The organism is Chitinophaga sp. Cy-1792 (assembly GCF_011752935.1).
Lineage (GTDB): Bacteria > Bacteroidota > Bacteroidia > Chitinophagales > Chitinophagaceae > Chitinophaga.
On sequence record NZ_VWWO01000002.1, the window covers coordinates 319,716 to 342,688 of the forward strand.

The 22,973-nt window shown below is 48.1% G+C and carries 21 protein-coding genes; 14 read left to right on the forward strand and 7 right to left on the reverse strand.

Annotated elements, in window-relative coordinates:
• Positions 1–12: 12 nt before the first annotated feature.
• The 5 genes from F3J22_RS15685 to F3J22_RS15705 all read left to right on the forward strand — a co-directional run bounded on the left by F3J22_RS15685 (position 13) and on the right by F3J22_RS15705 (position 6,867).
• Positions 13–1,575: a SusD/RagB family nutrient-binding outer membrane lipoprotein gene (locus F3J22_RS15685; RefSeq protein ID WP_167018903.1), complete on the forward strand. Its 1,563-nt coding sequence runs from the start codon at positions 13–15 to the stop codon at positions 1,573–1,575.
• On the forward strand, positions 1,575–3,842 hold the full coding sequence (locus F3J22_RS15690; RefSeq protein WP_167018904.1) for a family 20 glycosylhydrolase: 2,268 nt from the start codon (positions 1,575–1,577) through the stop codon (positions 3,840–3,842). The genes F3J22_RS15685 and F3J22_RS15690 overlap by 1 nt, the downstream gene beginning before the upstream one ends.
• A gap of 16 nt (positions 3,843–3,858) precedes the next feature.
• Positions 3,859–5,166: a GntP family permease gene (locus F3J22_RS15695; protein WP_167018905.1), complete on the forward strand. Its 1,308-nt coding sequence runs from the start codon at positions 3,859–3,861 to the stop codon at positions 5,164–5,166.
• Between the two features lie 41 nt (positions 5,167–5,207).
• On the forward strand, positions 5,208–5,678 hold the full coding sequence (locus tag F3J22_RS15700) for a RidA family protein (protein ID WP_167018906.1): 471 nt from the start codon (positions 5,208–5,210) through the stop codon (positions 5,676–5,678).
• Between the two features lie 118 nt (positions 5,679–5,796).
• Positions 5,797–6,867, forward strand: coding sequence for a dipeptidase (locus F3J22_RS15705; protein WP_167018907.1), 1,071 nt, complete (start codon positions 5,797–5,799; stop codon positions 6,865–6,867).
• 119 nt (positions 6,868–6,986) lie between these two features.
• Here F3J22_RS15705 and F3J22_RS15710 read toward each other — a convergent pair whose 3' ends face one another.
• Positions 6,987–7,937 (reverse strand): transporter, encoded by a 951-nt coding sequence (locus F3J22_RS15710; RefSeq protein ID WP_167018908.1) that lies wholly within the window; start codon positions 7,935–7,937, stop codon positions 6,987–6,989.
• A gap of 293 nt (positions 7,938–8,230) precedes the next feature.
• Here F3J22_RS15710 and F3J22_RS15715 point away from each other — a divergent pair, with 293 nt between their 5' ends.
• From F3J22_RS15715 to F3J22_RS15725, 3 genes are read left to right on the forward strand one after another with little or no spacing between them, the layout of a single operon-like run.
• The gene (locus F3J22_RS15715; RefSeq protein ID WP_167018909.1) at positions 8,231–9,265 is read left to right on the forward strand and encodes a hypothetical protein; all 1,035 of its coding nucleotides are present in this window, start codon (positions 8,231–8,233) and stop codon (positions 9,263–9,265) included.
• 41 nt (positions 9,266–9,306) lie between these two features.
• On the forward strand, positions 9,307–10,314 hold the full coding sequence (locus F3J22_RS30525) for a DUF481 domain-containing protein (protein ID WP_167018910.1): 1,008 nt from the start codon (positions 9,307–9,309) through the stop codon (positions 10,312–10,314).
• 30 nt (positions 10,315–10,344) lie between these two features.
• Positions 10,345–10,905 carry a DUF4136 domain-containing protein gene (locus F3J22_RS15725; protein ID WP_167018911.1) on the forward strand — a complete coding sequence of 187 codons (561 nt, stop codon included), beginning with the start codon at positions 10,345–10,347 and terminating at the stop codon, positions 10,903–10,905.
• Between the two features lie 257 nt (positions 10,906–11,162).
• Here F3J22_RS15725 and F3J22_RS15730 read toward each other — a convergent pair whose 3' ends face one another.
• Positions 11,163–11,810: an outer membrane beta-barrel protein gene (locus tag F3J22_RS15730; protein ID WP_167018912.1), complete on the reverse strand. Its 648-nt coding sequence runs from the start codon at positions 11,808–11,810 to the stop codon at positions 11,163–11,165.
• A 21-nt stretch (positions 11,811–11,831) separates the two neighbouring features.
• On the reverse strand, positions 11,832–12,455 hold the full coding sequence (locus tag F3J22_RS15735; protein ID WP_167018913.1) for a DUF4136 domain-containing protein: 624 nt from the start codon (positions 12,453–12,455) through the stop codon (positions 11,832–11,834).
• A 431-nt stretch (positions 12,456–12,886) separates the two neighbouring features.
• On the opposite strand from F3J22_RS15735, the gene F3J22_RS15740 reads away from it, so the two are divergent.
• From F3J22_RS15740 to F3J22_RS15755, 4 genes are all read left to right on the forward strand, one after another.
• Positions 12,887–14,110: a BamA/TamA family outer membrane protein gene (locus tag F3J22_RS15740; protein ID WP_167018914.1), complete on the forward strand. Its 1,224-nt coding sequence runs from the start codon at positions 12,887–12,889 to the stop codon at positions 14,108–14,110.
• An 18-nt stretch (positions 14,111–14,128) separates the two neighbouring features.
• A complete protein-coding gene (locus tag F3J22_RS15745) occupies positions 14,129–14,821 on the forward strand; it encodes an outer membrane beta-barrel protein (protein WP_167018915.1) in 693 nt (230 codons plus the stop codon).
• Positions 14,822–14,869: 48 nt separating this feature from the next.
• A complete protein-coding gene (locus F3J22_RS15750; protein ID WP_167018916.1) occupies positions 14,870–15,418 on the forward strand; it encodes a hypothetical protein in 549 nt (182 codons plus the stop codon).
• A 67-nt stretch (positions 15,419–15,485) separates the two neighbouring features.
• The gene (locus F3J22_RS15755; protein WP_167018917.1) at positions 15,486–16,400 is read left to right on the forward strand and encodes a hypothetical protein; all 915 of its coding nucleotides are present in this window, start codon (positions 15,486–15,488) and stop codon (positions 16,398–16,400) included.
• A gap of 2 nt (positions 16,401–16,402) precedes the next feature.
• Here the strand turns inward: F3J22_RS15755 and F3J22_RS15760 are convergent, their stop codons facing one another.
• The gene (locus tag F3J22_RS15760; protein WP_167018918.1) at positions 16,403–16,852 is read right to left on the reverse strand and encodes a DoxX family membrane protein; all 450 of its coding nucleotides are present in this window, start codon (positions 16,850–16,852) and stop codon (positions 16,403–16,405) included.
• Between the two features lie 119 nt (positions 16,853–16,971).
• Between F3J22_RS15760 and F3J22_RS15765 the strand changes: the two genes are divergently transcribed.
• Positions 16,972–17,577 carry a hypothetical protein gene (locus F3J22_RS15765; protein WP_167018919.1) on the forward strand — a complete coding sequence of 202 codons (606 nt, stop codon included), beginning with the start codon at positions 16,972–16,974 and terminating at the stop codon, positions 17,575–17,577.
• Between the two features lie 39 nt (positions 17,578–17,616).
• A complete protein-coding gene (locus tag F3J22_RS15770; protein ID WP_167018920.1) occupies positions 17,617–18,354 on the forward strand; it encodes a protein phosphatase 2C domain-containing protein in 738 nt (245 codons plus the stop codon).
• Between the two features lie 105 nt (positions 18,355–18,459).
• Here F3J22_RS15770 and F3J22_RS15775 read toward each other — a convergent pair whose 3' ends face one another.
• From F3J22_RS15775 to F3J22_RS15785, 3 genes are read right to left on the reverse strand one after another with little or no spacing between them, the layout of a single operon-like run.
• The gene (locus F3J22_RS15775) at positions 18,460–19,593 is read right to left on the reverse strand and encodes a VWA domain-containing protein (protein ID WP_167018921.1); all 1,134 of its coding nucleotides are present in this window, start codon (positions 19,591–19,593) and stop codon (positions 18,460–18,462) included.
• Positions 19,590–21,863 (reverse strand): DUF5682 family protein, encoded by a 2,274-nt coding sequence (locus F3J22_RS15780; RefSeq protein WP_167018922.1) that lies wholly within the window; start codon positions 21,861–21,863, stop codon positions 19,590–19,592. Before F3J22_RS15780 ends, F3J22_RS15775 begins: the two co-directional genes overlap by 4 nt.
• A gap of 19 nt (positions 21,864–21,882) precedes the next feature.
• Entirely contained in the window at positions 21,883–22,965 is a 1,083-nt protein-coding gene (locus F3J22_RS15785) for an AAA family ATPase (RefSeq protein ID WP_167018923.1), read from the reverse strand.
• Positions 22,966–22,973 lie beyond the last annotated feature (8 nt).

Below are 22,973 nucleotides of genomic sequence, written 5' to 3' on the forward strand. Positions count from 1 at the left end.
AAACAATTACCAATGCAACTTTTTGCCAGATATAAATACATCGCATTGCTGGGCGCCGCGCTGGGACTCGCTTCCTGCGACAAAGGCTTTGAGTCTCTCAATAAAAACCCGAATGCATCTACCGATCCTAATGTCAGCTATCTCTTCTCTCAAAGCCTGTTGAAAGGGAACCTGATCTACGACAGGGCTTATTACTATACTTCCTACCTGCATTGCGGTACTTTCGTACAACATTATGCAGTGGCCAAGGAAATAGGTGGTTCCGGTTGCGGAGATAAATATGCTGTTAATGATATGTACCAGGGCTTCTATTTCAAGTATGCTTATCCGAATGCGATCCTCACGGTACAGGAAATTATCAATGCCTGTAAAGACCCGAAAGTAGCCGCTACGAGTGTCAACAAACTCTCTGCCGCACGTATCTGGAAAGTATTGCTGATGCAGCGTATGACCGACCTCTACGGTGATGTGCCTTACAGCGACGCTATGAAAGGCAAGGAAGGTAACTTCATGCCTAAGTATGACGCGCAGTCTGATATCTATGCCGATTTACTGAAAGAGCTGGACGAGGCTATCAAAGCCTTTGATCCTGCACAGCCTACCTATGGCAGCGCAGATTACCTCTTCAATGGTGATATCACCAAATGGAAAAAATTCGGTTACTCTGTGATGCTGCGTGTAGCCATGCGCTTAACAAAGGTGACAGATGGTAAAATCGTAGTGAAAGACTGGGTACAGAAAGCCGCCAACGGTGGCGTGATCCTGGAAGGTACGGATAATGCCATCATTAACTATAGTTCAGGTCCGCAAACCTACAACCAGAACCCGTTTGCGCTGGAGCTGATCGGACAGGACTACACGCCTTCTTCCAAAGGTGCCAATAACATCGAGTGGAGCAAGTTCAGCAAAACCTTCATTGACTACCTGAAAAATAATAATGATCCACGCCTGCCGGTACTGGCCGTAGTATGGAACAACGGTAATCCGGATACAACTTCCGCTATCCAGAAAGGGATGCCTAACGGACTGGATAATAAACCTGCGGATTTTGTAACTTATTCTGAGCCAAATCCGAATACTATTTTGAAATACGCCGCGCCTTTGTTATTATTAACAAATGCTGAAACAAACCTGCTGTTAAGCGAGGCCTCAGCACGTGGATGGGTAAATGGAGACGCTGCACAATACTATAAAAACGGTGTTACTGCTGCTATGCGCAACATGGCATTGTTTGGCAGTGGCGGACTTATTTCCCAGGACAGGATAGATGCTTACCTGAACGCACATCCGTTTAATGCAGGCGGTACCTTTGCCCAGCAGATGGACCAGATCCATTCTCAGTTCTGGGTGGCACTCCTGGTAGACGAACAGGAATCCTACGCCAACTGGCGCCGTACAGGCTATCCTAACCTCGTTCCGGTAAATTACCGCAGTAATGTTACCAATGGAACTATTCCACGTCGCCTGCCGTATTTAGCATCCGAACAGGGTAATAATGCAGCCAACTATAAAGCTGCCGTTACCCGCCAGGGACCAGATCTTTTAACAACCAGAATGTGGTGGGATAAACAATAATGAAAAAATCATTCTTAATAGTTTTACTGACTGGCATAGGTTTTTATGCCAGTGCTCAAAGGAATCAGGCTGCACCCGCAGCCCTGATTCCTTTGCCTGTACAGGTACAATGGGCCGGAAGCTCTTTTGTGATAGACCGCAACACCGCATTGGTGGCGGATGCGCAAACCGCTGATGCAGCAACGCTGCTGAATGCCTATATCTGGCAAAAGGCAGGCATCGTGCTAACAGATAAAGGAGAAAAACGTATAGTCCTTACCGTAGACAAACAGCAACAACTGCCACCGGAAGGTTACAAACTGCATGCAGACGGCAACGAAGTGCGCATCACCGCGTACGATACGGATGGTATCGTACATGGTATTGCCACCCTACGTCAGCTGTGGCAGCCGGCCAACGGGCAACTGCTGGTTCCCGGAACAGATATCACCGACTATCCGCGTTTTCACTACAGAGGTATGCACCTCGATGTTTGCCGCCATTTCTTTTCGGTAGATTTTATTAAGCAGCTGATAGATCAGCTGGCCCTTTATAAGATAAATAATTTTCACTGGCACCTGACAGATGACCAGGGCTGGAGAATAGAAATAAAGAAGTATCCGAAATTACAAAGTATTGCAGCATGGCGCGACCAGACAATGATTGGCCACAAAAAAGAACTACCGCATCAGTTCGATGGTCAGCGTTACGGCGGCTATTACACGCAGGAACAGATTAAGGAAGTAGTATCTTATGCAGCTACCCGCCATATCAATGTGATACCCGAAATAGATATGCCGGGTCACGCCCTTGCTGCCTTAAATGCCTATCCTGAACTGGGTTGTACAAAAGGACCATACAAAACTGCGCAGTTCTGGGGCATCTTCGATGATGTATTCTGTGCCGGCAACGACAGCACCTTCACTTTCCTGCAGGATGTATTTGATGAGGTCATGACCTTATTCCCATCACAGTACATTCATCTGGGTGGTGATGAATGCCCGAAAGTACGCTGGGAGAAATGTCCTGCCTGCCAGAAAAGAATGAAGGAAGAGGGCCTGAAAGACGAACATGCTTTGCAGAGCTATTTCGTTAAACGTATCAGCAACTACATTCAGTCCAAAGGCCGTAAGGTAATCGGCTGGGATGAAATCCTCGAAGGCGGCCTGGCACCAGGGGCCACGGTGATGAGCTGGCGCGGCGTGGATGGCGCCATTGCTGCGGCCAAACAGCAGCACCACGTCATCATGACGCCGGAAGATGAACTCTACTTCGATCACTATCAGTCCCTGTACCCGCAGGAACCGGTAGCTGCCGGTGGTTACACGCCACTGGAAGAAGTCTATAATTACGATCCGCTACATGCCGCCGGCGATACCGCCTTGCTGCCTTATATCTCCGGTATGCAGGGCCAGATGTGGAGCGAATACCTGCCCACCGAAGCACACGCGCAGTATATGATCTATCCGCGGATGCTGGCAATGGCAGAAAGAGCATGGTCGCCACAGTCCACGCGCGACTACCACGGCTTTCTTACACGCCTGCGCGGACAGGAGTCATTACTGACCGGTAATAATATTCATCCTTCGGATGTTTATAATGAGATCAATTACAGATTAGACAGCGTCAGCAAAGGCGCCCTGCATATATCGCTGCATGCAGATGCAGCAAAAGCGCAAATCCGCTATACGCTGAACGGTATGCAACCCACCGCTGCCAGTAAGCTGTACGACGGGCCTTTCACGGTTACTGCTTCCACAACAATCAGAGCTGCCTTGTTTGAAGGTAATCAGCAGGTATACCGGGAATTCAGCCAGCCGGTGATGGTGAATAAATCTACCGGTGCTGCTATTACCCTGAAAGAACCACCGAATACAAAATATAACGCCAACGCAGCTACGCTGGTAAATGGCATTGTGGGTACACATCGCTTCAACGACGGCCAGTGGCTGGGTTTCAGCAAACGTGACCTCGATGCGGTCATCGATCTGGGTACGGCGCAGCCGATAAGAGTGGTGGCCACCAACGTGCTCAACTACCACTGGCAGAAGATGTGGGCGCCATCGTCGCTGGAGTTCCAGTATTCTGTGGATGGTGTACATTATCTGCCGCTGGCAAAAACAAAAACATTTTTAGTAAATGGTATCAACAACGTGCGCATACAGGTGAAGCCTGTGAAGGCGCGCTATATACGCATGGTGGCGGTAAACCGCGGGGTGATCCCTGCGGGCGAATACGGCGCCGGCGGTAATAGCATGCTGTTGTTGGATGAAATCATTGTAAACTGATAGTGCAGAAATACCTATGTCGTTTTTAATTGTTGCTGCCTGCATGCTGGTCCTCATTTTATTGTTGACCTGGGGGAAGATGAATGCCTTCATCGCATTTATGCTGGTTTCGATACTGGCAGGATTATCGCTGGGTATTTCTCCGGAGAAGATACCTGCATCATTACAAAAGGGGATCGGCGATACCATCGGCGGACTCCTGGCCATTATTGTGCTGGGTGCCATGCTGGGTAAGCTGGTGGCGGAAAGCGGCGCTGCGAGGCAGATCGCCAATACGCTGATGCACTGGCTCGGTGCCGGTAATGTGCAATGGGCCCTCATGATCGCAGGATTTATCATTGGTATTCCACTTTATTACGGTGTTGGCTTCGTGCTGATGGTACCATTGATCTTCTCAGTCGTCTACCAATACAAACTACCGGCGGTATATATCGGCTTACCAACGTTGGCGGCGCTATCCATTACTCATGGGTTTCTGCCGCCACACCCATCGCCCGCGGCGCTGGTGACACAGTTTCATGCCGATATGGGCATGACGCTGTTTTACGGCCTGATAGTGGCCATTCCGGCCCTGTTGCTGGCAGGCCCGCTCTTTTCGAAACTGCTGGTCAATATGCCATCGGAGCCGGGAACACTGTTTGCGCAAAGCAGTAATGAGGATAAGCCACTGCCCGGAAAAGCCAACAGCTTCCTGACAGCCTTGCTCCCGGTATTGCTGCTGGCACTCACTACTACATGCGGTCATTTGCCTGCCTTACAGGGCAATCGCTGGGTGTTGTTTTTGGGAGATGCTCCCGTAGTAATGCTTTTGGCTGCGGTAGTAGCGGCTTTTAGTCTGGGTAGACTGCAAGGGATGTCTATGAAGCGTGTAATGCAGATCTATGGGGATGCGGTAAAAGATATCGCCATGATTGTGCTGATTATCGCGGGATCTGGCGCTCTGAAGCAGGTGCTGGCAGACAGCGGTGTGAGTAATATGATAGCGGAAGCCATGGCTTCCTGGAATATACCGGTGCTGGTACTGGGCTGGCTGGCGGCCGCCCTGATCAGGGCCTGTGTGGGATCGGCTACCATCGCCGGACTCACTGCCGCAGGTATGATAGGACCGCTGATGTTACAGTCAGGCGCCAACCCTAACCTGATGGTATTGTCCGTAGGAGCGGGCAGCCTGATGTTCTCACATGTGAACGATGCCGGATTCTGGATGTTTAAAGAATATTTTAATCTCAGTATAAAAAATACCTTGCTGTCCTGGTCCGTGATGGAAACGATTGTAGGCCTGGCTGGACTCGCAGGGGTATTGATACTGAACTGTTTCCTTTAAAAAGACATAAACTAAAACAACAAAATAGTAAAAGACGTACTATGGAACACAATCAAGCAGACGAACGATTTGCAGCCTTAGGCTTAAACTTACCGCCGGCGCCGGCGCCACTGGGTGTTTATAAGCCTTGTCTGGTAGATGGTAAATATCTTTACCTCAGCGGCCATGGACCTGTACAGGACGATAAATCCCTGATTATCGGCCGTATCGGTGCTGCGCTGGATATGGAACAGGGTAAGCTGGCGGCCCGCCAGGTAGGCCTGACCATGTTATCTACCATTAAAGCAAATCTTGGTAGTCTGAATAAAGTTAAACGTGTGATCAAAGTGCTGGGTATGGTGAACTGTACACCTGATTTTGAGCGTCATCCGTATATCATCAACGGTTGCAGCGAACTGTTTGCCGCAGTATGGGGTGAAGAAAACGGTATCGGTGTAAGAAGTGCGGTGGGCTTTGGTTCCCTGCCGGATAATATCCCGGTGGAAATTGAAGCATTATTTGAATTATACTAGTAATTATACTGCTGTTTACCCTGTACGTCCGCCTGGAGATCCGCATCATCTGTATTTCCTAACGGAGGCGGGAGTCCGGGGTAAACAGCAGATTATATCTGCCAGAAAAATATAGGATATGTTTACAATAGATGCGCACCTTGACCTGAGCATGAATGCGATGGAATGGAACCGGGACCTGCGTCAGCCGGTAACGGCGATACGTAAGCGGGAAGAAGGCCTGACAGACAAGCCTGACCGTGCAAAAGGTGTAGTGGCGCTGCCTGAACTCAGGAAAGGCAATGTAGGCCTGGTAGTGGCTACACAGATCGCGCGGTATGTGGCGCCGGATAATCCGCTGCCTGGATGGCATTCACCGGAGCAGGCATGGGCACAAACCCAGGGCCAGCTTACCTGGTACAAAGCCATGGAAGCAGCCGGTGAAATGGTGATGATCAAAGACCTCCCCGAACTGGAAGCACATCTGCGTCTCTGGAACGATGGAACGCCTAACGATCACAAGCCGGTAGGATATATCCTGAGTCTGGAAGGTGCTGATTCTATCGTCAGCATCGACTACCTCGACCGCGCCTACGAAAACGGGCTGCGTGCCATCGGGCCTGCGCATTACGGACCTGGCAGGTATGCCAATGGTACAGATGCTACCGGCCGGCTCAACGATCAGGGTAAGGCACTTATCCGCCGTATGGAGGAACTAAACATCATCCTGGATGCGACGCATTTATGTGACGACGCCTTCTGGGATGCCATGGAGATCTTCAACGGCACGGTATGGGCCAGTCATAACAACTGCAGGGCGCTGGTAGATCATAACCGCCAGTTTAGTGATGAGATGATTAAAGCGCTTGCTCAGAAAGGGGCCGTTATAGGCGCAGCGCTGGACGCATGGATGATGGTGCCGGGTTGGGTCAGAGGAACATCTACACCGCAGGGAATGGGCTGTAACCTCGAAAAAATGATCGATCACATGGATCATATCTGCCAGGTGGCCGGCAACTCCTTGCATGTTGCCATCGGTACCGACCTGGATGGTGCTTTTGGAAAGGAGCAGTGCCCTTATGATCTCGAAACAATCGCTGACCTGCAATTGCTGCCTGCCATGCTGGCAAAACGTGGCTATGCAGCAGCGGATATTGAAAATATTATGCACGGCAACTGGCTACGATTGCTGCGCAAAGCCTGGGCTTAACCTCCCACTATTCTTTTTTGGTACTTTTTAAATTTCCTGGCCGAAGGCCGGGAGATTTAAAAAGTACTCTTTTTTTGGAGAGGCCGAAGGCCTCTCCAAAAAAAGAGAGAAAAAGTCGTTTATTGCTTCGCCTTGGCGAAAGACTTGATATTATACGCCATCATCAGGAAAAAAGTATTCCCCTGGAACCTGTTCACTGCCCCGGCTTCCCCCAGCCAGCGCAGGTTAAACTGCGTCCTTATTCCCGGAAGGAAAACACTTCCCTCTGCCCCCACAGCATAGATATGATCTTTCTTTGGATCTAAGATAAAAGTGCCCACCGGGATTTTATCTTCCGTGGTCTTAAACTGCATATAATACACAGGGCCGAAGTTGACGATTTTCGGAATAGGACCTTTCGCTGCCTTGAGGTACCATGTTTTACCGAAGCCGCCTTCTATACTCAGGTTATTACCGGTGCGTAAATCGGTGTCTTTCTTTTTGCCGTTGAGGGCGTAGGAGAACAGGGCAGAAAAATTCCATTCTTTTTTCTTGTCGAAGAAAACCGTGCTGCCGGCAGCAAATTCATTAACGAGTTGCCCCAGGCCGCTGTTTTTATCTCCACCTAATTCATATCTACCGGAGGGGAAATATAAAGAATAACTGAATACAAAATCAGCTTGCTTAATATGCCATCCTAACTGCACCGGCTGAAAATAGATGTCGGAAAAGGCAAAAGGAGACTTGCTGGTGCTGGTAGCTTCCAGCCGGTTGCTGGCGAAGGGTATTAGTACTGAACCTCCGTAATTGGCGCCCAGTATTTTCAGGTTGGTGACCCAGGCGCCGCCAATACCTGTTACGAACATATTCAGGTGTATGTCGCGCTGAACAACATCCCCATGGGCATTTTTTAATTTATTGGTATTGTAGAGATATACCGGGATAAACACCGAAAAGCCCGGAGGCGTCTGTGAACCCGATTGTAAGCCAAGATCACCAAGGATGTGATCTCCTTTTAATTGTGCATTAGCTTTGGATTGCAGGAGTAATAACGCAGAAGCGCAAACGAAAATGATCAGATATTTTTTCATCGTCAATAATTTTTTATTAAGAACCGATGAAGAAATATGTTTATGCCAGGAGGGAAAAAGCAGGTAGCTGCTGATGGTAACGAAGGTAAAAGTATTTTATCAAATGAAAAATCTTTTAAATAGCAGAAACCTTTAACCTTTTGGCTGTGGTGATTGTTATTCTAGGCAATAACAGTATCCCAGGCATAACTCACACATTAGCATCATCTCCCGAAATCGCCCTGCTGAAGGGGCATGCCCGCGTTATAGCGGAAAAGGAAGTTTTCATTTATAATGGATATCATACCTGTTATATGAACCAAGGGAGAACGCATATTCAAATCATTATCACGGTAGTGGTTATACTGACTTGCGGGCAGGTCTTCGGACAGGCCGGCGCCGGTATGAAAATAGGACAGGGCAATGCTGCTTATAAAGATAGTCTGCGCAAGGAAGGATACCCCTATCATTTTCCTATCTGGGGTAAGAAAGCAACAGAGAAAGGGATCAATCTTCAATATCCGGTAGGTGCTATGTTGAATGTCAACACACTCTCGCAGTTAGTAAATATTTCAGATCTCCAGGTTGGCTTTAATGATCATGAGCCGGTACCCATGGATTTTATTCAGTTTGGAAAGGTAAAGGCCAATATGCAGACGGCAACCGCCAGAGTAGACCTATGGTTGCTCCCGTTCATCGACCTGTATGCGATTGGTGGATATGTGCAGGCTAAAACAGATGTGAATATCGTAGCGCCGTTTAATTTCTCCAGCTCAACAAAATTCAAAGGCAGCACCTTCGGGCTGGGAACTACACTGGCAGGCGGTTACCACGGACTGATCACCATCACGGATATCAACCACACCTGGACGAACCTCGATAAACTGGACCAGTCAGTTAAAGCCTGGATGGTTACCCCACGTCTCGGTTACAATTTCATTTTCAGAAAAGATCCCAATCGTTCGCTGGCGCTCTGGATAGGCGCCACCGGTTTTTTTGTGAACAGAAATACTGTTGGGTCTATTAGTCTGGATGACCTGAATCCGCATATGGATAAGGATATGGCCGAGAAAATAGTGGCAGAAACGGAGCAGTGGTACCAGTCGCTGACGAAGCCGCAGCAAGTGGTGGTAAAGAATATAGCACAAGGCATTCTGAACAGGATCAATGGCCTTCCGGATGATATCACGATACATTATTCATTGAAGAAGCGGCCTACTTCAGAGTGGAGTATGCTTGCCGGCGGACAATTTCAGTTTACCAAACGCTGGCAGGTACGCACAGAGGTCGGCTTCCTCGGTGGTCGTTCCTCCGTATTGTTATCGGGCAACTATAGATGGCGCTGGTAAAATACATATGTTCCGGTCTGTTCCTGGTTGCTGCTTTTTGTGTGCAAAAAGTAGCAGCACAGCAGCTGGTGCCTGATGTCCTGGATGAGATTCGACTTTTTAATGGCGACCATCTGACCGGTAAGGTGAAGCAGATTCAGCGGGGAGAACTCACCTTTGATCCAGACAAACTGAACGATAACGTAGTACTGAAACTGAGAGATATAGATTATATCGTTGCCAGGCGTAAACAATATCTGGTCGAGGATGTAAATACTATACGCTATGTGGGAACACTGGCAAAAGGAAAGGCACCCGGATGGGTGAAAATTATGCAGGAACACGATACGATTGATCTGTTTATCCAGGACCTCGATCATATAGAAAATCTCGACAATAAATTCTGGACGCGCCTGGACGGAAATGCCAGTCTTGGTTACTCGTACTCCCGTTCCAGTGCCATCGGACGTATCAACGAAAGCCATACCGCCACTTACAGTACCCGGCGCTGGCTGTTTCAGACAACAGGAGACCTGATGTATACGATGGATTCAGAGTTTAAGGGTATTGAAAAGGCAGATATGGCGATCAATGCCTACATAGAATTCTGGAAGCGGTTTTTTGCGGTAACCAGTATTCAGTTCCAGCGTAGTACAGAGCTGGGTTTGAATGCCCGTTACCAGGCTGCGGAAGCAGCCGGCCCGATTATCTTGAAAAACAGGAAACATGATCTGAGAGCCGCCACAGGTATCTCTGTACAAAAAGAATATAGTACAGACTCCGTTAATAACGGAAGATCAGTTTCTGCTGAAGTACCAGTATACGTAAACTATTATTTGTATAAGCTGGGTAAGCCGGAAGTTAAGTTACAGTTTGCCAATGCAGTATACTTCGGAATCAGGGATAATCATCGTTTTCGTGTAGATCAGAATGTTACACTTTACTGGAAAATAGTAACGCATCTGACGGCAAATGTTCAGGTGTATTTTGATTTCGATAGCAGGCCACCCAATGTGGATGCACAGAAGGTGGACTATGGTACAGTGTTTAGCATAGGATATTCGTGGTAATCATACATCTCTACCAATAAACTATAGTATATGAAACGACTACTTCTTTTTGCTTTTTCGGTGCTGGCGATAGGTGCCTGCGGCCCTACCCTGAAAGTGACACATGATATTAGCAGTCATGCTGATTTCTCACGTTACCAGACATACGCCATATACCACCCTGCAGGTTCAAAGAGTCCGTTGAGCCAGCTAAACGTAAACCGTATCGACAATGGTATTATCAGTGCCATGAACGCCAAAGGATATACACAGACCAGCGATACCGGCAGTGCTGATTTACTCGTGAACCCTGTCACCATTGCAAAACAGGGACAGAACGTAACCGCCTATACTGACTACTACGGTTATGGTGGTTACTACAGGCCTTATTACTGGGGCGGTGGTATGGGAATGATGTCTAGTACCACTAACTATTCCGTAGATAAATATGTAGATGGATCACTGATCATTGATGTGATAGACAGAAACAAGCGTGAGCTGCTGTGGCAGGGTATCGGTAACGCACAAATCGATGGACCTGTGAAGGATCCTGATACGAAAATACCAGAGGCCATCAGTAAAATTATGGCATCATTACCAAGGAAAATGTAACATATCTTTTTTGAAAAGAACCAAAAGGAAGGTCATAAGGCCTTCCTTTTTTGTTTTAAAATTATGCTATGCAGCCTTTGATCTCACCGCCGCAGGCGGTGAGATCAAAGGCTGCCCCGCGATGCCGAAGGCATCGCGGGGCAGCCTGAGGCAAGGTGCAAATGGAAATAAAAAGGTCGTCTCCTGGAAAAGAGACGACCGTTCCTAAGCATAAACAAATTAGCAATCATCAAAACTTAAATATCTTCCCTAACCTGTTATCTGCTCAGGAAGAAACCGATGTTGAATGCAACACTTTTCAACCCATTAGAATTTACCAGATCATTTTTATTGGTACCATACTGATAGTTGGCGCCGGCCAGGATGCCCCAGTTGCCGCCATTCGGACGAATCAGTACGCCTACTTCAGGCCGTACAACAAAACCCCAGTTGTACTGGTTGTTCACGAAAATGTTATAGTAAATGTCCTGCTCCGCATACTGTGCACCAAGGCCTACGCCTATATATGGCATGACGTTTTTACCATTGTTGAAGTAGTAATGCACCAGCGCAGTAACAGGCACCGTATATATTACCTTGTCCATGTCCGTAGTGATGGCAGAGTTCCCGTTTTTATAGGTGAATGTCTGCGTCGGAGAATACTGTTCGTATGAATTCCAGCTGACACCAATACCGAATGATACCGGTGCATTGGGCAGGAAATGACGATATTCGAAACGACCGCCGGCCAGACTCGTTTTGCTGATTAGATCATTGCTGGAAGGGATACTTATTTCCCATGACAGACCAAACAGATTGGTGATCTTATTACTGGTAGAATAAGTATTGGTATATGTAACATTTTGGGCAAAGCTGCAGATGCTGAAAGCAAACAGTATAGCGCCCGTTAGAATATATTTTTTCATAAAATGCGTTTTGGGTGAATACTATTGGGCTTTTACATATGGCGACTGTGCAAAGGCCTGGTTGATACCATCGATAGCCAGGGAGGTGTTGGTAGCCTGCGAACCCAACGCACCATTGAGGTTCACTGTCCAGATAACATCCAGTTTCTGATTGGCCTGCGCATTTTTAACATCTATCAGCTCCATAATAAAACTGCCGGTAGTGATAGCATATGCGGTTGTCCAGGGATAGTAATAAGGATAGTACCAACCCCAGTCCCATGGGTCCCAGTAACCAGGATAGCCCCACCAGTAGCCAGGATATACCACACCAACCGTGATATCTTTTACAGCTACGGTATTAATTCCCAGATCAGGATGCGCACTGCGGGCAACAAAGGTGTAACCCCTTGATTCCATGTTCTGCCGGATAGCAGCCACCAGCTTCTTCGCATTATCATCTACCAGTATCGTATCATTTTTATTGGTAGATAAATAGGCAATCGTATCAGAGATATAGAACGTCTTATAAGTGTTGAAGGGAGCGTTCGGATCCCGGTCCGTTTGCACAACAAAATTGGTCGACAATTTTGACAGGTCCGGTTCCTTCCGGCAGGCGGAAAGAAAGACCAGTGTTAAGGATAAGAGCAGGGTAAGTCTTTTCATGGCTTCAGTATTAAAATCGGGTGAATACACTTATTGAGCAAATAGCAGAGGAGGATACTGCGCGCATCAGCAAGTAACAAATGGAATTTACATTGAACATTACATTAAGTTAACTACCAATACAAACAGGGGGCCTGTTGCTACATGATGATGATAATACTGTTATGCCAGGAAATGGAGGTTGATGGATAGTTTCAGGTTCGCCGTGGTGTGGTGCTTCTTACGTAACGGACGTAAAACACTGAATGCTCATCTGCATAAATCAACACATCAGTATAAAAAATGTTTAAACAATCATCGGTGAAATAATTCGTGGGAATAATGACAACTATTTCTAACATGCTGGTGTTTATAAATATGTAACCCCTAAGCATAAACGTCCTGTATCATCAACCGGCAATCGCTTCATATCTGTATGTAAATAGCTGATCATGCTACTTTTAACAGGACTTAATACTAATATAATTTTATTCAGACGCCTTATGGTGGCTGGTTCGATTGTTATGCTGTTATGTCTGGGCCTCCAGGCAAATGGCCAGGATACTACGCATCCTGCCAAACCTGCTAAATGGAAATTCTCCCTCCGCGACTCACTTGATCATGGTATAGATTTCAGCGACTGGATTATCAACGCGAATGGATTTATTCCCGTTCCGGATATCATTACCGAGCCCGCAGTAGGCTTTGGTGGCGCTATTGCACCTATCCTGATGCATAAGCATCATCAGCCCGTACAAAGGCTGGGCAAGTATAAAAAACTGGCGCCTATACCACCGGATGTTACCGGTGGATTTGCCTTCTATACTGCCAGCAAAAGCTGGGGCGCCGGCCTGTTCAGAAGCGGCACCATCGTTCCATGGCACCTGAGCTACAAGGTATTCGCAGGATACCTGAATATGAACCTCAACTTCTATAAAACATTACAAACAGGAAAAGAAGTAAAGTTTGAGACGAACATAAAAAGCATACCTGCATTTTTGAGAGTACAGAAGCAGCTGGGGTACTCTAACTGGTCCGCCGGTATACAATATGTTTTCGTGAAAACAGAAGCCAGTCAGGTCAGCCATGTGCTGCCGGATTCGCTGTTTAAGCCCAAAGAAATGAATAATATCAGTAGTATCCCGGGTGTGTTGGTGGAGTTTGACAACAGGGATAATATATTCACGCCCAACAAAGGATCAAAAATCCATTTAGATGGTAATTTCTCCTATAGCTTCTTTGGGAGTGATTTCGATTATACTCACATGAATGGTTATTTCTACAAATATTTTCCTATCGGAAAAAATAAAAAATGGGTATCTGGTTTCAGGGGAGACTATCAACAGGTTATTGGTGATATCCCGTTTTACTTTAAGCCCTCGCTTGACCTGAGAGGTATACCTAGAGGGCGTTACCAGGGGAAAGTAAATATGCTGGCAGAAACAGAGCAACGATGGAATGTTTTCCGCCGTTGGAGTGCTGTATTCTTTACCGGTGTGGGTAAGGCATTTGATGAATATGCAGATTTCGGTTCCGCTTCCTGGGAATATAACTATGGTACCGGTTTCAGGTATATGCTGGCCCGTAAGTTCGGACTGTATATGGGTGCTGATATCGCCCGTGGGCCTGAGCAGTGGGGCTTTTACATACAATTTGGAAGTGCCTGGTTAAAATAAAGCAATTCAATCTTCACAATGAGATTAGTAAAGAAGATAACCGCATTAATTTTCCTGCTTACGCTTGGTTATCAGTCGCTGCAGGCGCAGGCGCTGATTGCGTTGGTATTCGGTAAAAAGATTACCACTACCCGTTTGCATGTTGGTATTATGGTAGGGCTGGCCGGCAGTTACCTGGAAGATGCTACCGGGCAGCAGCCCAGGTATGGATTGGCTATTGGCGCCTATACTACCTATGATCTCAAAAAGAACTGGCAGCTGGCCATGGATATTATTATGCGTAGTCCTAAGGGTGCCAGGCAGCTGCGTTATGAGAACGCTTTTCAGCCACCCGACGATGACCAGCTGGTAGGACAGGATTTTAACAGGCTGATCACCTATATGTCTTTTTCGCCAATGATCAGGTACCAGTTTACGCCTTCGTTTGGACTGGCAGTTGGCCCTTACGGTGCCATTCGTACCAAAGCAAAGGATGAGTTTCAGAAAGGCACTGAAAATGGTGAGCTCACTTATACACATAATACAAAGGATAATATTCACCGGATAGATGGCGGAGCAACTTTCGACCTACAGTATGTGTTGATGAAAGGGAAAGGACTCCGATTTAATGTGCAGTATAACCTGGGACTGGGAAATATCTATAAGGATGATCTGCAGGGAAAAAACAGGCAATTCCTGGTAGCGGTAGGTATTCCAATCGGCGCCAGATAAGCAGGTAACCTATATACACATATTTTATAACACTAAAACCCGAAATGTATGAAAATGGTAAAATCCGGACTTTTCCTATTGCTGCTGCTGATAGGCCTGGTCCCTACGTTACGTGCACAGGATGATCAGGATGTAATACTGGAAGCAAAGAAAATTGATAAATCGCAGGTGCCACCGGAAGTAATGGCAGCTTACCGCAAGCAGTTTCCCAATGCTAACCTGAAGGATATCATGAAACTACCTACTTCTGTTTATAAAAAAGACTGGCAGATAGAAGAACAAAATAAACCGGAGCCTGATGATGAGTACTATACACTCAACCTGACAGGTACGAATATGAAGCTCGAAGCCTTGTACGACAAACATGGCAACCTGATCAGGGCCAACGAAATTGCGAAGGATGTGGCGCTGCCAAAATCTATCGCTTCCTATATCGTAACAAACTATAAAGGTTACAGTATCAAAAAAGATAAGGTAAAAAGATTTATACAGCCTACACAAACAAGTGCTACCTGGGAAGTGACCATTGCCGAAGGCAAAGGCTCTACACGCAGGTTGCTGTTCGATAAAGACGGAAACTTTCTGAAAGAGCAATAAGACAGTAAAGCTGGCTGATCTGATATCAGATCAGCCAGCTTTATATCTCCCCTAAAAAAACAATTTTATGAAAACGCGATTTGTATTAAGGATGATGTTACCTGTAGTAGCAAGCATTTTTTCCCTCAACGTACATGCGCAGGAAACGGGTACGAGTACCAGTAGTACCAGTACAACAACGGTTGAAACACAACAGGCCCCTGCAAATTATGAATTGCCACAGGCGCCATGGTGGGTGAGCCGTTTTAAGGTATCTGCTGGTTTGTTTTTTGTGGTGAATAATACCAATGTCTCTATCAACGGTACCGGTGGAAGAGTAGGTACCGATATTGACCTCGAGAGTGACCTGGGATTTAAAAAGAATACTGTAAATTTTCTTGGAGATTTTCAATGGCGTATATCCAGGAGGTCGCGCATAGATCTTTCCTGGGTTAGTTTAAGAAGAAAATCAGATCATACCCTTCAGCGGGATATTACCTTCGGTGATAATACCTATCATATCAACAGCCGGGTAGATGCTTATTTCAATACCGACATCTACCGTGTATCCTATGGCTATGCTTTCCTTTCCAAACCAAAATATGAAGCCGGTGTGCTGATAGGTGCCCACGTTGTTGGTTTGGGTACGGGTATCAGCCTGTCTGGTGCCAATATCAATACACAGGCAGAGCGTTATTCCATTACGGCACCATTGCCTGATGTAGGCGTTTGGGGTGGTTATGCGATTGCACCGCGTTGGGCAATACAGGGCGAACTTAGCTGGTTGCAGCTGACCATTGATGACGTAAAAGGCCGTATCTGGAGTGGTTCCTTACAGGTGACCTATCATATCATTGCCGGCCTGGATGCTTCTGTAGGCTATACCGGCCTTAACTTTAAGGTAGATGCAACCAGACCGCACTTCAACGGCGACCTCAAATGGGGCTATAATGGACCATCTATCAGTGCTTCTTATTCTTTTGGCCACAAGTGGTGGCGTTAACCTTAATACACTGCACTGAGATAAACCCATGCAATAAACAATACCTGTAAAGGGATACGGAACCATAGATATTTGGGGCCGTTGCCATTGGTATTGCCTTTCTGATAATCGACCTGATGCAGGGAGGCGTAGATGTTTGCGGGTAATATTGCCAGAAAGAAGATAATCAGGCAGATGCCTGCCAGTTTTTGTGTAGATGCCAGCAGTAATCCGATGCCGCCTGCAATTTCGAGGATGCCTGTCAGGGCTACCATAAATTTTTTAAAAGGAATAGCAGGGGGCAACATCATTTCCATGCCTTTTGAAAAGGCAAAATGTGCCGATGCCGTAAAAAACAACATGACAGCCATAGCAATGCGGCCTGCCAATGCCCATGCGTACTCGTTGCGGGTAATTTTTATGATCAGGACGCTGATGATAAAGGTCCCCAGTAAAACAAATAGTGGTTTCATATCCGGACTTCTTTTTCCGGCGTAAATATAATTGAAAAATCCGCTGGTGTAACATTGCAGTAATTCCTCGTAACTTATAGTAGCCTTACAACTATTCTGAAATAATAAGCCCCGGAAATATGCCAATATCACGGTTAGAACGCACCATTCGCGGACTGCAGGTACTGCTGGCGAGAGCTCATTCGGCACCACTGCTGGAAGTTGATGCAGACTGTATCAGAATTTGTCCCAGAGGAGATTCGCGGACTTTCGTGTTGCTCTCCTGGGTAGGATTTCTGTCATTGCCGGCATGGTATTTTGTATATATCAGTCGCCATGGTATAGATTCCTGGCTGGCGCCAGCGATCTTTCTGCTGCTATACCTGATCTTCCTCCGTGATCTCCTGTTGCTGACAGATGCGCAGCAAAATGTAACCATCGATCTCCGCAAAAAAATATTTTGTTTCGAACATATTCATTTCATCCATCCACAAAGCCCGCAACAATACAGTATTGATTTTGCAGCGGTAGACCAGGTAACATACGAGCGTGTGCAGATTACCTGGCGCATTTCCATGCACCGTATCACCTTCAGGGATGCAGCAGGTGAGAAGCTTGCGCAGCTCGACCTGCGTCCGGATCTCTATCCTCCCTGGCTGATCCGGAAGCTTCGTTTACTCTTCATCGTAGCCTGTCGCAGCCAGCAACCGGCCACCGATATGCATACCCGTATTTATGCAAACTGATAACAGTGTGCTGTATTATTTTGAAGTTTTCAATCAGCTATGAAAGTATATACTACCCTGAAAATGGGGGAGCATCACCTGAATCATTGTGAAGATTATCTGCTCACCGCCGACATAGGCGCGGGCAAGATCATCTGTGCCGTTATGGACGGTTGTTCCATGGGCGCAGAAAGCTTCTTTGCTGCCTCTCTGACAGGTAAGCTGCTGCGGAAAATCGCCAGGTCACACTACTATCAGGAGTTCCTGGACAACCGGAATTCATCTTCCACCGCATTACTCCGGTCTGTGCTCCGTCAGCTCTTCTGGGAGTTGGGGACACTGCAGAAGATGCTGCAGCTGGATATCTATGAGCTGTTGAATACGCTGGTGCTGGCCATTGGTGAGTCGTCCGGAAAAGAAATGGAATTCATCTGTATCGGCGACGGGCTGATCGTTATAGACAGCGCGTTATACGAATTTGATCAGCATAATATGCCGGATTATATAGGTTATCATCTGCAGGAAGATTTTGATCAGTGGTTTGAGACACAGCAACAGCGTATATCCGTTAAGGATATACGTCAGTTTTCACTTTGTACGGATGGCGTACTAACCTTCCGGCGGTTTGATACCCGCGAATATGCGGAGATTGCGGATATCCTTAGTTTTCTGCTGATGGATGACCATGGAGCAGATACCTGCCATATGCTGGATAGGAAAATGATTGCCATAGAGCATATTTATGGATTGAAGCCCGTGGATGATGTGGCGATTGTCAGGGTTTGTTTTGATAAGTAAAATATTTTGGTTGTGATATTGCGCCCGCCGGAGGCGGGCGCAATATCACAACTCCCGGGTGGTGCCGAAGGCGCCACCCGGGAGTTGTGAAGCATATAAATGGGATTATTTGGAAATATCATTGGCATGCGCCCACTGCATAACATCCTGTTTAGACAGTGCCGTCGCCATTAAGTCCGGGAATTTATCAGGCGTACACGCAAATACAGGCACTCCCATATCCGCCAGGAACTGTGCATTTTCATGATCATAACCAGGCGTGCCATCATCATTCAATGCCAGCAGTACTATCAGCTGTACGCCTGCACTCACCAGTTCGGCGGCGCGTTTGCGCATATTGGCCGGATTGCCCCCTTCATAAAGATCGGTAATCAGCACCATGACGGTATCGGCTGGCCGGGGTATTACCTGCTGGCAATAGGATAGGGCCAGCTGTATATCTGTGCCTCCTCCCAGTTGTACGCCGAAAAGCAGGTCTACAGGGTCTTGCAGCTGTTCGGTGAGGTCGGCCACTGCGGTGTCAAATACTACCATGCGGGTTTGCAGGGCGGGAATAGAAGCCATCACAGCACCGAAGATGCCGGAATATACCACAGAAGTGCCCATGGAGCCACTCTGGTCCAGGCAGAGGATTACATCCTTCAGGGCGGTGCGTTTGCGGCCATAGCCGATTTTCGTTTCCGGGATGATGGTTTTAAATTCCGGCTGGTAATGCTTCAGGTTCTTCTGTATCGTAAGCGGCCAGTTGATTTCGTTGTGACGGGGCCGGCGGTTGCGCGCACTACGGTTCAGGGCGCCGGTTACTGCCTGCTGCATGGGTTGCGACAAGCGGCGAACCAGTTCATCCGTCACCTTACGTACCACCAGGCGGGCCGTATCTTTTGTTTTGGCCGGGATAACATTGCTGAGTGACAGCAACGTTGCTACCAGATGTACATCTGCATCGGTATTTTCCAGTATTTCCTTTTCCAGGAGCAGCTGGGTGAGATTGAGTCGTTTCAGTGCATCCTGCTGCATAATCTTCACGACGGAAGAAGGGAAGAAGGTACGTATATCTCCCAGCCACCTGTTTACATTGGGAGAAGAGGGCCCGAGGCCGCCTTTCCTGTTGTTGTCGTAGAGGGCTTCCAGCGTATTGTCGATTTGCTGGTCGGCGGTATTAAGCGTATAGCCGGTACCGTCATGCTGGTCGCCACCGAGTATCAGGCGCCATTTGCGTAAGGTGGTATCGTTGCTCATAGTACAGGCGTTTGTGCAGGAGTATGTCCCAGCAGTTGAAGAATAACGGGGATGCCGGCAATGGCGCGAGCGTCGTCTATATCACTCGCTATAATGGCAGCAGGTGCGCCCCCTGTGGCATTGCTTTTTATTTTGTCGCCTATCTGTCTTCTTTCGGGCGCCGTGAAGGCCGCGAAAGTTCTGCGTAGTAACGGCAACAGCTGTATGAATATTTCCGCATCCAGGCTATCCACCCAGTTGCGTAACAGGGAGAAGAGGGTATCGTCGATGAGCAGGAGGGTGCCGCTGCCACGGAGGAAGCCTTCCAGCCAGGCGGCTGCATCAGCAGGCGGGTTGGCTACTGACATGGCTACACTAAAACGCATGATCAGTGTTTCCTTATCGATATGTTGTGCATCGCTGAGGAGGCGGGTGGCATATCCTGCGAGGGCTTTGGCGCTGTTGCTGCCAGTGATGACCTTGTGCAGGGCCTGTGTCCAGCTTTCCGCCAGCGCAGGCTGCTGCAGGGTAAGGATGGCATCATTCATCGCATAGTATAAATCCAGGAGGGCGTTGACCGCATCATCCGTGATGTTGGTGCTGGCCGCCGGCAAATTGATACATATCCTGGTGACGATACTTTCTATGATGGCCAGCACCATGGAGGCATCTGTATTTCTTACGTTGCCATAGCGGGTGATGCTTACCAGCGGCGGCAATACTTCCATGAGCTGGATAACATCGCTGTTGGTGGCGGCCATATTGCTGACCTGTTGTATCAGGAGTGCAGTGGCTGCGGGTAATTCGGCAGGGATGCAGGATTCCAGCATGCGGCATACCGCTTTGAGGTCGGGCGTACGTGTTGCCTGGTCGGTGACATAGCTGGCAGCTGCGGTTTCTACGGTATTTCCCCAGCAGCTTTTATCGATGATGTCTACTGCCAGCGCAGGCTCCCATTGCAGGCGCCATTGCTCCTTAAAGGTGCCTTTGCCGCCGGTATATTTCTGTTCACCCCAGTTGATGTCCAGCAGTTGCAGGCGATGCAGGAAAACACTGCGTTGGAGGTCATTGGGCTGACGGAGGTCGAGCAGGTAATCTTTGAAGTCTGCGGTAACGGATAAACGAAGTTTTTTCTGTTGTCGTTCTATATCCGCCTGCAACGGAGCTTTGGGGATATCGTCAGGAACGCTGCCTATCCTGTTACTGATGATAAGCTGCTCGTTAATCAGTTGCATCGGGTAGTCGTTGCCGTTACAAAGCACGGTAACGACGGCTTCATTGAGTTCTTCCAGTCCGGGTGCTGGCAGGTCTCTCAGCGATGCCAGGGCATTACTTAGTCGTACGGCTTCCATCACATGTGCGGTAGAGATATCCATCTGGTGTTCCCGGAAGAGTTTCGCTACGAGGGTAAGCCATCGGGTGCCGTCATCGTCGGGATGTTTCCATTTATGCTGGTACCATCCAGGCGACTGTATACCGGCGCCATATCCGCTACGGGTGCTGAGGCGGTTATAGGTCCAGGGTGTCCAGCTGCAGGCAACTTTCACTTTGGGTAATCCTTTCAGCAGTTCATTGTCCTCTTTGGCTGCCGGCATATTTTTCAGTGCGGGGGCATGCCAGGCACCGCATATAACGGCTATTTCGGGATACATTTCCTTTTCTGCCTGACGGATCATTTTGCGCATCCATGCTTCACGGAGTGGGTTCAGGCTGTCGTTAGTGGAAGGTACTTCCTGTCGGAGTACGGTCATGGCTTCCATGACGGCGTCGAAAATATCCTGGTTATCCCGGCGGTATTCAAACATATGTTCCCACCATTGTTCACCGTCGCTGAAGCCGTCGGCTACTGCCAGCAGTGCGACAGGATCAAAGGTATGGGATTGTTCCGCGGTGGTGGCGGCTGCGCTGTTCTGATTTTCGGCAGCAGGAGCAATATCGGCAGTAGTGTCAGCAGCGGCATTTTTTTCGTTTTCTATCCCGTAGACGTAGGTCAGGGGAAGGTCCATAAAGCGGACAGGGATATTACGTTTACGGGCATACGTAATGGCCTGCCATTCCGGTGAGAAAATAGCGTAAGGGTAAAAGCTGCTGTGGTTGGGTTTTTCCGGCTCATAGGCCAGTATGGCCACCGGTGGCTGCAGCTGTTCATGATTAGCCCATTGCAGCAGTTCATCTGCTTCCGGCGGACCTTCCACCAGGATGATATCGGGTTGTAAGGCTTCCAGGTATGCCAGTACATTGCTGGCAGAACCCGGGCCATGGTGTCGTATACCCAGTATGTGTACAGGCATAAGGCAATTTTAGTTTAGGTTAAGCGCCGAGGTCTCTGCAGGCACGATAGATATCTTTCCATTCTTCACGTGGTTTCAGTACGGTTTCCAGGTATTCCTGCCATACCAGTTTGTCCTGCACGGGGTCTTTTACTACGGCGCCGATGATGCCGGCGGCCATATCAGCAGCTTTCAGCTGTCCATCGCCAAAATAGGCTGCCAGTGCAAGTCCGTTGTTGACAACGCTGATAGCCTCTGCGGTGCTGAGGGTGCCTGTAGGCGATTTTACTTTTGTTTTACCATCTGTGGTGATGCCGCTGCGTAATTCCCTGAAGATCGTAACGATGCGGCGTATCTCCTGGAGGGCGGGCTTTTCGGCAGGCAGTTCCATTACTTTTTCGAAACTCTCTACCCTGCGTTGTACGATATCAATTTCTTCTTCCATAGAATCAGGAACCGGCAGTATAACGGTGTTGAACCTACGTTTTAAAGCGCTGGACAGTTCATTGACACCTTTGTCCCTGTTGTTGGCCGTGGCGATCACATTAAAGCCCCTGGTGGCCTGTACTTCCGTGTTGAGCTCAGGGATAGGCAATGCTTTCTCCGACAGGATGGTGATGAGTGTGTCCTGTACGTCGGCGCCTATACGCGTGAGCTCTTCTATGCGGGCGATTTTACCGTCTCTCATGGCACGCATAACAGGGGTTTCAACGATCGCATTGGTGGTCGGGCCTTCGGATAACAACTTCGCATAGTTCCAGCCATAGCGGATGCTTTCTTCACTGGTGCCGGCGGTGCCTTGTACGATCATGGTGGAATCGCCACTGATAGCAGCTGCCAGGTGTTCGCTTACCCAGCTTTTGGCAGTACCGGGCAGCCCGTATAACAGCAGGGCACGGTCTGTGGCCAGGGTGGCAACAGCGATTTCCATCAGGCGGCGGTTGCCGATATATTTAGGGCTTACTTCAAAACCATTATGCAGTTTGCCGCCAATGAGGTAGGTAACCACTGACTGTGGTGTCATGATCCAGTTATGCGGGCGTTTGCCGCTATCCTGTTTCTTCAGTTCTTCCAGTTCAGTAGCATACAGGGTTTCCGCATGCTGGCGTAATATGTTTGACATAGTTAAAT